The sequence below is a fragment of the Neisseria sp. Marseille-Q1983 genome (assembly GCF_018224585.1).
Classification (GTDB): domain Bacteria; phylum Pseudomonadota; class Gammaproteobacteria; order Burkholderiales; family Neisseriaceae; genus Neisseria; species Neisseria polysaccharea.
Map to the genome: position 1 here is coordinate 19,154 of NZ_JAGTUI010000030.1, position 8,884 is coordinate 28,037.

The window sequence follows — 8,884 nt, forward strand, 5'->3', positions numbered from 1 at the left end:
GTAGGGCGGTTAGCCCAAAGCTTTTCTTGCAGCGGCAAAGAGGCGGTACCAGCCGGAGAGTTCCGTCCAGTTTTCCGGTTTCCAGCTCATTTGCGCGGCGCGGTACACGCGTTCGGGGTGGGGCATCATGATGGTCACGCGGCCGTCGGCGTTGGTTACACCGGCAATACCTTGCGGCGAGCCGTTAGGGTTGAGCGGGTAGGTTTGGGTAACCTGGTTTTGTCCGTCTACATATTGCAGCGCAATGCCCAAATCGGCGGAAATATTGCCGCCGTGAAGCGCGAAGTCGGCGCGTCCTTCGCCGTGGCTGACCACGACGGGCAGGCTGGAGCCCTGCATTTCGGCGAGTATCAGCGAAGGCGATTTGGGGACGTGAACCATACTCAGGCGCGCTTCAAACTGTTCGCTCAGGTTGCGTTTGAATTTAGGCCAGCCTGCCGTGCCGGGGATGATTTCGGCAAGGTTGCTGACCATTTGGCAGCCGTTGCACACGCCCAATGTCAGCGTGTCCGGATTGGCAAAGAAGGCGGCAAATTGGTCGCGCAAGGCGGGGTGGAACAGAATCGATTTCGCCCAGCCTTCGCCCGCGCCGAGTACGTCGCCGTAGCTGAAGCCGCCGCACGCCGCCAGCATTTTGAAGTCGGCAAGGCGGACGCGGCCTGCCATCAGGTCGGACATATGCACGTCGTAGGCATCGAATCCGGCGCGGGTGAACGCCGCCGCCATTTCGATTTGCCCGTTCACGCCCTGTTCGCGCAGGATGGCGATTTTGGGTTTTGCTCCGCTGTTGACGAAAGGTGCGGCGATGTCTTCGTTCACGTCAAATTTCACGTCGGCAAACAATGCGCTGCGTCCGTTGTCGCCAATCATGGCAAACTCGCTGTCGGCGCAGGCGGGGTTGTCGCGCAGGCGTTGGATGGCGTGAGAAGTTTCCTGCCATGCCCGTTGCAGGTCGGCGCGGTTTTGTTCCAAGAAATAGCCGTAACCAAAGAAAGAAACAGACTCATTGTCAAAATCAGGAGAGCCAATCCGGCTGACCGCACCGGTTAAGCCGGCCGCTTCAAATGCCGCATCAACATAATCCCTATCTTGTTGGCGGATTTGGATAACCGCACCTAATTCTTCATTAAATAAGATTTTAATGGCGGCATGATTATAAAGTTCGTCAGATAAGTCTTCGGCCGGGTCGCCTTGGAAATCCGGATAATGAATCGGCAGGAATTTATCCATCAGGCAATCTATATCGGCACTGATACCGCACCGCCCCGCAAACGCCATTTCCGCCAGCGTCGCAAACAAGCCGCCGTCGCTGCGGTCGTGATACGCCAAGAGTTTGTCTTCGGCGACAAGCTGCTGAATCACGTTGTAAAACGCTTTCAGACGGCCTGTATCGTCCAAATCGGGCGCGTCGCCGGTCATATTGTTGTACACCTGACCGAACGCGGAGCCGCCCATACGCGCTTTGCCGAAGCCCAAATCGACAAACAGCAATACGCTGTCTTCGACGTTTTTCAATTCGGGCGTAACGGTTTTGCGCACGTCTTGAACCGGCGCAAACGCCGAAATAATCAGGCTTAAAGGCGAAACCATGGATTTTTTCTCTTCGCCGTCCTGCCACACGGTTTTCATCGACAGGCTGTCTTTGCCCACGGGAATGCTCAAATCCAATGCCTGACAGGCTTTAGAAACCGCTTCGACGGTACGGTAGAGTTTTTCGTCTTCGCCCTCGTTGCCGCACGCCGCCATCCAGTTGGCGGAAAGTTTGATGTTGCCGATGTCGCCGATATTGACCGCCACGATGTTGGTGATGGCTTCGCCGACGCACATTCTGCCCGAAGCAGGCGCATCAAACAGGGCGACAGTCGGTTTTTCGCCCATAGACATCGCTTCGCCGCGATAGGTGTTGAAGCCCATCATGGTCACGGCGCAGTCGGCTACGGGAGTTTGGTATTTGCCGACCATTTGGTCGCGGTGGGTCATGCCGCCGACGCTGCGGTCGCCGATGGTAATCAGGAAGTTTTTAGCGGCTACGGTAGGCAGGCGCAGAACGCGGTAGGCGGCTTCGGTGATGTCGATATCGCCCGCGTTAAACGGTTTTTCGGACGGCGTAACCGTTTTGTCGCTGCGCGTGGTTTTGGGCGGTTTGCCGAGCAAGACGTTCAGCGGCAAATCGACGGGATTGTTGGAGAACAAATCGTCGCGCACTTTCAAATGGCCGTCGCCGGTCGCCGTGCCGACTACCGCAAACGGGCAGCGTTCGCGTTCGCAGATGGCGCGGAAGGTCTCCAAATCTTTTTCCAAAATGGACAACACATAACGCTCTTGCGATTCGTTGCACCAGATTTGCAAAGGCGTTAAACCGTGTTCTTCCAGCGGCACTTCGCGCAGCTTGAATACCGCGCCGCGTCCGGCATCGTTGACGAGTTCGGGGAAGGCATTGGACAGACCGCCCGCGCCCACGTCGTGGATGGAGATAATCGGGTTCTTATCGCCGAGCTGCCAGCAGCGGTCGATGACTTCCTGCGCGCGGCGTTCGATTTCGGGGTTGCCGCGTTGTACGGAGTTGAAGTCCAAAGATGCGTCGTTTGTGCCGGTATCCATCGAAGAAGCCGCGCCGCCGCCCAAGCCGATAAGCATGCCCGGGCCGCCCAGTTGGATCAGCAACGCGCCTTCGGGGATTTCGTCTTTATGCGTCTGCTGCGCCTGAATGCTGCCCAGGCCGCCGGCAATCATAATCGGTTTGTGATAGCCGCGAACCTGACCGTCAAATTTTTCTTCAAAAGTGCGGAAGTAGCCCAAGAGGTTGGGGCGGCCGAATTCGTTGTTGAACGCCGCGCCGCCGATCGGGCCTTCGACCATGATATCCAGCGGCGAGGAAATATGTTCCGGCTTGCCGTAGTCTTGTTCCCACGGCTGTTTGAGGTCGGGGATGTTGAGGTTGGACACGGTAAAGCCGGTCAAGCCTGCTTTCGGGCGCGAACCTTTGCCCGTCGCGCCTTCGTCGCGGATTTCGCCGCCCGCACCCGTCGCCGCGCCCGCAAACGGCGCGATGGCGGTCGGGTGGTTGTGCGTTTCCACTTTCATGATGATGTGCGTGTCTTCTTCGTGGAAACGGTAGCCTTGGTTTTCCGCCGCATTCGGATAGAAACGCTCGATTTTCGCGCCTTCAATCACGGACGAGTTGTCTTTATAAGCGACGACCGTGCCTTCGGGATGCGCGTTGTGCGTGTCGCGTATCATGCCGAAGAGCGATTTGGGCTGTTTTTCGCCGTTGAGGATGAAATCGGCGTTGAAGATTTTGTGGCGGCAGTGTTCGCTGTTTGCCTGAGCGAACATCATCAATTCAACATCGGACGGATTGCGTTGCAAAGCCTGATAGTTTTCAACCAGATAATCGATTTCATCGGCGGAGAGTGCCAAACCCATTTCGGTATTGGCTTTGACCAAAGCCTCTTTACCGCCGCCCAAAACATCGACGGTGGAGAAAGTTTCGGATTCGAGATGGTGGAATAATTTGGATGCCGTCTGAAAATCGGGCAGCACGGATTCGGTCATGCGGTCGTGCAGCAACGCCGCCCATTGCTGTTTCTGTTCATCGGTAAGCGCACCTTCCAGCCACACCGCCATGCCGCGCTCGATGCGTTCGATGCCTGCCAAACCGCAGTTTTCCGCGATATTGGTTGCCTTGGAAGCCCAAGGCGAAATCGTACCCAAACGGGGCGTTACCAAAAATAAATGCAAGCCCTCGCGCGCTTTTGGCGTTTGTTCAACGCTTTGCGCCGCCAACAAGGCTTGCAGTTTTTCGACAGTCGCGGCATCAAGTGCTTTCTCGCTGCCGACAAAATACCAAAATTCGCTGCTTAATTTGACTTCGGGCAGACCGAGTGCGGCGGCTTTTTGCAGGAGTTTTTCAACACGGAAATCGGAAAGGGCGGTAACGCCGCGCAAGGGCAACACAACAGACATAATTCGGCTCTCAAATGCGGTTGGGAAAATGTCATTATACGCGAAAAGGACGGTTTCGTTAGCGCGTGTAAGCGAAAAAATGTTTACAATTTTACAAATACAATCAATGTAAAAACCTTTGTCATGTCAGTCGCGTTCTGAGAAATGTGATTTATATTCTGAAATATAGTAAAATTACGTCCGCTTTTGAAATTGTTTGGACAAGCTAAGAAGGAGTTATGCAATGTTTATTGTTTGGAGTGGGAAGGGGCTTTTGGTTGTTTTGTCTCTGATTATCGGAGTTATCTGTGGTTTTGCCTTGGGAGATTGGTTGAAAGATGCAATTTCCTCAAATTTCGTTTTTATGTTAAGCCTTTGTATTGCTGCACTTTGCAACTACTTCTTTAGTAAGTGGTTTATTTCCGATAAAGTAAAAACCTATACTGACAATGAAACAGGAGAAATAATCGGCGTGAGAGACAACTCAAGCCTGTTTTTTCTGCGCAACCGGTATTGGACATGGATTTTCGTCTTTTTGGCTGCTGTTTTTTTTGTAATGTTCATAATCGAACAATTTTAGCAACGAGGCGTTGATATGTATGTTTTGCATGTCAAACACATTGTTTTATCGGACAGTAATCCCCGCAGGATGTCGACGCAAGAATTTCCGTAGATGCAAATATGGAATCCTAAAGGAACAATCATGAAAAAAATCGAAGCCATCGTCAAACCGTTCAAACTCGATGACGTGCGCGAGGCGTTGACGGAAATCGGCATTACGGGCATGACCGTCAGCGAGGTCAAAGGGTTCGGCAGGCAGAAGGGGCATACGGAGATTTACCGGGGCGCGGAATACGCCGTCGATTTCCTGCCCAAGGTCAAAATCGAGCTGGTGTTGGCGGATGACGCTGTGGAACGCGCGATTGACGTAATTGTCGAAGTTGCGCGTTCGGGCAAAATCGGCGACGGCAAGATTTTTGTGCTGCCGGTTGAGGAGGCAATCCGTATCCGCACGGGTGAACGTTCGGACGCGGCGGTTTGAGCGTTTGGAATGGAAATGCCGTCTGAAACGCGGAATACCCCTTTTCAGACGGCAGGAAAACACCACCCCGCCAATAATTCAAGGAAAACCAATTATGCCTGTTTCACATCCTTATTTTGAAACCTTATCGGCAGGAAGCCCGGAAAACGGACCGGACGTTTGCTGGGAACGCGAGCTGCCTGTCAACGGCGATACCGTCGAAGTCTGTTTATGGACTGGCGGCGACGATGAACTGACTGCCGAAAAATTAGACGCATTCGCCGCGTTTTTAGCGCGTTTGGAAGAAGCGGACAAAATGGCCCGCGCCGCCATTGCCGAATATTTAACCGAAGACGGCGAATATTTGAATTTCCACATCACTGAAATAGAAGATGCGGACTACCCCGACAACCCCGAAGAATTTGCCCGCGCCATGCGTTTAGAGAGCATCTCTTTATGGACGGAGGAACTGCCAGACTGCGACTCGATTGTGATGGACTACATGATAGACCGAGAAAAAAGCGATGAAATACTGGCCGTCAAACTGTTCGCCGACGGCGGCATATGCGGCATCGACTGGGAAAGTTAGCTCCTTTTCAGACGGCATTTTCTTTTTGAGCTTCAGATGTGGTGGACGATGAGTTTTTTGCCTTCGTAGTCGAGTACGTCCACATCCATGTCGAACAGTTCTTTGATGTTGTGTACGGTGAACACTTCTTCGGGCGTGCCGATCAGGGCGACTTTGCCGTTTTTCATGGCGACGACGTGGTCGGCATAGGCGGCGGCTTGGTTGATGTCGTGCAATACGGCGACGGTGGTGCGTTTGTGTTCGCGCGTGAGCTTTTGCAGAATCTGCATGAGCGAGCGGGCGTGATACATATCGAGGTTGTTCAGCGGTTCGTCCAAAAGGACGTAGTCTGTGCTTTGGCAGAACACCATCGCAATCATAGCGCGTTGGCGTTGTCCGCCGGAGAGTTCGGTCAGATAGCGGTCGGAGAGGTCTTGCAGGTGGAATTCTTCGATTGCACCGTTAACGATACGGCGGCATTCGGCAGTCGGTCTGCCTTGATGGTAGGGGTAACGGCCGAACATCAGCAGGTCGCGCACGGTGATGCGGCTCATGATGCTGTTTTCTTGGGTGAGGATAGACAGGGTTTTGGCGAGTTCGGCGGTGGGGGTGCCGGCAAGATTTTTGCCTCGGTAGGCGATGCTGCCGCTTTCAAGCGGGCGCAGCCGCGCCATAAAGGAAAACAGGGTGGATTTGCCCGCACCGTTGGGGCCGACGAGGGCGGTAATGCCGCCTTCGGGGATGTCGAGGCTGACGTTGTCGAGGATGGGGCGTGTGCCGATGCGGTAGCTGACGTTGCGGATGGTAATCATGGCGGATGCTTGTCGGGCGTAGGTTTGTTGTTGTTTGGCGGGGGTTCAGACGGCATTTGAAATTCAAAATGCCGTCTGAACGCTCACACTTCGCGGACGATGACGAACTGCGGGTCGTCCGCCGATTCGGTCAAAAATGCTTTAACGCGCGCCTGCCAGAGTTGTCCGAAGCGTTCGAGTTCTTCTGCGCTTGCGCTGCCGCCGACGGCTTTGGGCATAAGTTCGCGCATTTCGGGTGCAAAGGGTTGCAGGGCGGCGTTGAGGCTGACGGCGACGGTTTTGCCGTTGTCTTTGCGGCGCAGGGTCAGTGTGCCGTTGATTTCGCCTGCACCAAAGGATAAGAGGTTGCGGCGGGCGAAGCGTCCCTGCATTCCGATGCCTCCGAAGCCGGTTTCGGGGGCTGCGCCGGTGAGGAGTTGGACGACGGACGCGGTTACGCCGACCGTGCCTTCGTCGCGCGTTCCCTGCATGGCGGCTTCGATGCCGCCGCGTTCGGGCAGCTCTTCGCCGTAAAGGGCTTTCAGACCTTTGATAACCATCAGGTACGCGCCCGCGACGGTCGGGCAGGAATGTCCGCACAGGCGCACGGCATCGGCGTAGCGGTAAGTGAGGATGCCGTTTTCGGCCGCGCCGAGGAATGCGGCAAGCGGGTCTCTGACGGTGATGGTCGGGGCTTGGTTGAAGAATGATGGGAAACGTTCTTGCGTCATATGGTTTGTCCTTTCGAGCCAGGCTGCCGTTCAGACGGCATCCGTCATTTTTTGTGTTTTAAAACGAGATAGAGGAAAACGAGTCCGCCCGCAAATTCGACCACCACGCTTAATACCGCCTTCATGCCCAAGAAGTGTTCGAATACGGTCTGTCCGCCGACCAGGAGGATGCCGCCGATACAAACCGTCATCGGCAGGCGGACGGAATGGCGCACGGACGGGGAAAAGTGGTTGGCAAGCGAGGCGGCGAGAAGCCCGAAAAAGCTTACCGGGCCGACCACGGCGGTCGCCGTCGCCACCAGCGCGGCAATCCAAAGCAGTATCCATAAGGTGTTGCGCGTGTAGCTGATGCCCAAATTGACGGCTTGGTCGCGCCCCAAAAGGTGTACGTCCAAGCGGTAGCGTTCACGCCAAACGACCGCCGCGCTGACGAGCAGAATCAGCGCGCCTATGCCCAAAAGCTCGCTGTGGACGGTATTGAATCCGGCAAACATATTCGCCTGCGCCGCCGTAAATTCTTCGGGGTCGATCATGCGCGAAAGCAGCGACGACAGGCTGCGGAACAAAATCCCGAAAATCACGCCGATTAAAATCATACGCGGCAAATCGCGCCCGCCCTGTTTGATGAGCGTGTAAAACAGCAGCAGCGAGCCGCCCATCATAACGACCAGTTCAAAGCCGAATTTGCCCGTCAACGGCAGGGAAGCATAGCCCACGCCGCCGAACGTAAACACCAGCAAGGTCTGCAAAAACACATACAGCGAATCGAAACCCAAAATCGAAGGGGTCAGAATCGGATTGTTGGTCAGCGTTTGAAAAAGCTGGGTGGAAACGCCGACCGCATAGGCGACCATCAGTAGCGCGGCAAGCTTGGTCAGGCGCAGGTGCAAAACAAAGTCCCAATCGCCTTTGACGTTGAGCGTCATAAACAGAACGCAGGAAACCAGCAACAGTGCAAAAGCGACCCACAACGGACGGCTGCTTCCTGCCATAAAACCGATATTTTTTTCAGACGGCATGAGCAGGTTTCCTTAACAAAAGCCATAAAAACAACGCCGTACCCAATACCCCGAAGACGGTCGATACCGGAATTTCAAACGGAAACACAATCACGCGTCCGATAATGTCGCACAGCAACACCAAAGACGCGCCCAAGAGGGCGACCGCAGGCAGGCTTTGGCGCAGCCTGTCGCCTATCAGGCGGCTGATGATGTTCGGCACGACCAGCCCGATAAACGGAATATTGCCGACCGTTACAATGACCAGCGATGTAATCAGTGCTACAATAATCAGCCCCGACCACAACACCGCCGTCCGGTTCAAACCCAAATTCACGCTGACCGTCTCACCCAGCCCCAAAATCGTCAGCCGGTCGGCAATCAGATAGGCAAACACCGCCAAACCGCCCGTAATCCAAAGCAGCTCGTACCGCCCCAGCAGCACGCTCGAAAAATCGCCCTGCTGCCACACGCCCAACATTTGCAGCATCTCAAACTCATACGCGACAAACGTCGCCACTGCCTCAACCACGCCGCCGAAAATAATCCCCACCAGCGGCACCATCAGTTGCGCCGTCGGCGGCAGACGGCGGATCAGCAGCATAAACACCAGCATTCCGATTAGCGCGGCAACGGCGGCAACCGACATTTTGACCGGCAGCGGCGCGGCAGGCAGCAGCAGGGACATCAGAAGCAAACCCAAAGCCGCACTCTGACCCGCGCCCGCCATAGAAGGCTCGACAAAACGGTTGCGCATCAAAATCTGCATAATCATCCCCGCCACCGCCATAGACGCGCCCGTCAGCACAATCGCAAACGTGCGCGGCAGG

At 55.1% G+C, this 8,884-nt stretch carries 8 protein-coding genes; 3 read left to right on the forward strand and 5 right to left on the reverse strand.

All coding sequences use genetic code 11. The annotated features are described in order from the left end of the window. Positions 1-9 precede the first annotated feature (9 nt). Positions 10-3,966 carry a phosphoribosylformylglycinamidine synthase gene (purL, locus tag KEM39_RS07855; RefSeq protein WP_118997141.1) on the reverse strand — a complete coding sequence of 1,319 codons (3,957 nt, stop codon included), beginning with the start codon at positions 3,964-3,966 and terminating at the stop codon, positions 10-12. Between the two features lie 223 nt (positions 3,967-4,189). Here purL and KEM39_RS07860 point away from each other — a divergent pair, with 223 nt between their 5' ends. The 3 genes from KEM39_RS07860 (at position 4,190) to KEM39_RS07870 (ending at position 5,555) form a co-directional block, all read left to right on the forward strand. Beyond that, the gene (locus KEM39_RS07860; protein ID WP_003754652.1) at positions 4,190-4,525 is read left to right on the forward strand and encodes a hypothetical protein; all 336 of its coding nucleotides are present in this window, start codon (positions 4,190-4,192) and stop codon (positions 4,523-4,525) included. 123 nt (positions 4,526-4,648) lie between these two features. Continuing rightward, positions 4,649-4,987 carry a P-II family nitrogen regulator gene (locus tag KEM39_RS07865; RefSeq protein ID WP_002218119.1) on the forward strand — a complete coding sequence of 113 codons (339 nt, stop codon included), beginning with the start codon at positions 4,649-4,651 and terminating at the stop codon, positions 4,985-4,987. Positions 4,988-5,081: 94 nt separating this feature from the next. Beyond that, positions 5,082-5,555, forward strand: coding sequence for a DUF2004 domain-containing protein (locus tag KEM39_RS07870; protein ID WP_003713577.1), 474 nt, complete (start codon positions 5,082-5,084; stop codon positions 5,553-5,555). A gap of 32 nt (positions 5,556-5,587) precedes the next feature. On the opposite strand, the gene KEM39_RS07875 is transcribed toward KEM39_RS07870, so the two are convergent. From KEM39_RS07875 to KEM39_RS07890, 4 genes are all read right to left on the reverse strand, one after another. Then, positions 5,588-6,346 (reverse strand): ABC transporter ATP-binding protein, encoded by a 759-nt coding sequence (locus KEM39_RS07875; RefSeq protein WP_118997140.1) that lies wholly within the window; start codon positions 6,344-6,346, stop codon positions 5,588-5,590. Positions 6,347-6,429: 83 nt separating this feature from the next. After that, positions 6,430-7,056 carry an FmdE family protein gene (locus KEM39_RS07880; protein WP_061704582.1) on the reverse strand — a complete coding sequence of 209 codons (627 nt, stop codon included), beginning with the start codon at positions 7,054-7,056 and terminating at the stop codon, positions 6,430-6,432. A gap of 44 nt (positions 7,057-7,100) precedes the next feature. Then, entirely contained in the window at positions 7,101-8,075 is a 975-nt protein-coding gene (locus KEM39_RS07885) for an iron chelate uptake ABC transporter family permease subunit (protein ID WP_118997139.1), read from the reverse strand. Then, a partial coding sequence (locus KEM39_RS07890; protein WP_211709798.1) for an iron chelate uptake ABC transporter family permease subunit occupies positions 8,065-8,884 on the reverse strand: 820 nt, incomplete at its 5' end. The genes KEM39_RS07885 and KEM39_RS07890, both read right to left, overlap by 11 nt.

Bases quoted from the DNA above. Each gene is read 5' to 3' on its own strand.
- purL (WP_118997141.1), bottom strand. From the start codon at position 3,966: ATGTCTGTTGTGTTGCCCTTGCGCGGCGTTACCGCCCTTTCCGATTTC.
- KEM39_RS07860 (WP_003754652.1), top strand. From the start codon at position 4,190: ATGTTTATTGTTTGGAGTGGGAAGGGGCTTTTGGTTGTTTTGTCTCTG.
- KEM39_RS07865 (WP_002218119.1), top strand. From the start codon at position 4,649: ATGAAAAAAATCGAAGCCATCGTCAAACCGTTCAAACTCGATGACGTG.
- KEM39_RS07870 (WP_003713577.1), top strand. From the start codon at position 5,082: ATGCCTGTTTCACATCCTTATTTTGAAACCTTATCGGCAGGAAGCCCG.
- KEM39_RS07875 (WP_118997140.1), bottom strand. From the start codon at position 6,346: ATGATTACCATCCGCAACGTCAGCTACCGCATCGGCACACGCCCCATC.
- KEM39_RS07880 (WP_061704582.1), bottom strand. From the start codon at position 7,056: ATGACGCAAGAACGTTTCCCATCATTCTTCAACCAAGCCCCGACCATC.
- KEM39_RS07885 (WP_118997139.1), bottom strand. From the start codon at position 8,075: ATGCCGTCTGAAAAAAATATCGGTTTTATGGCAGGAAGCAGCCGTCCG.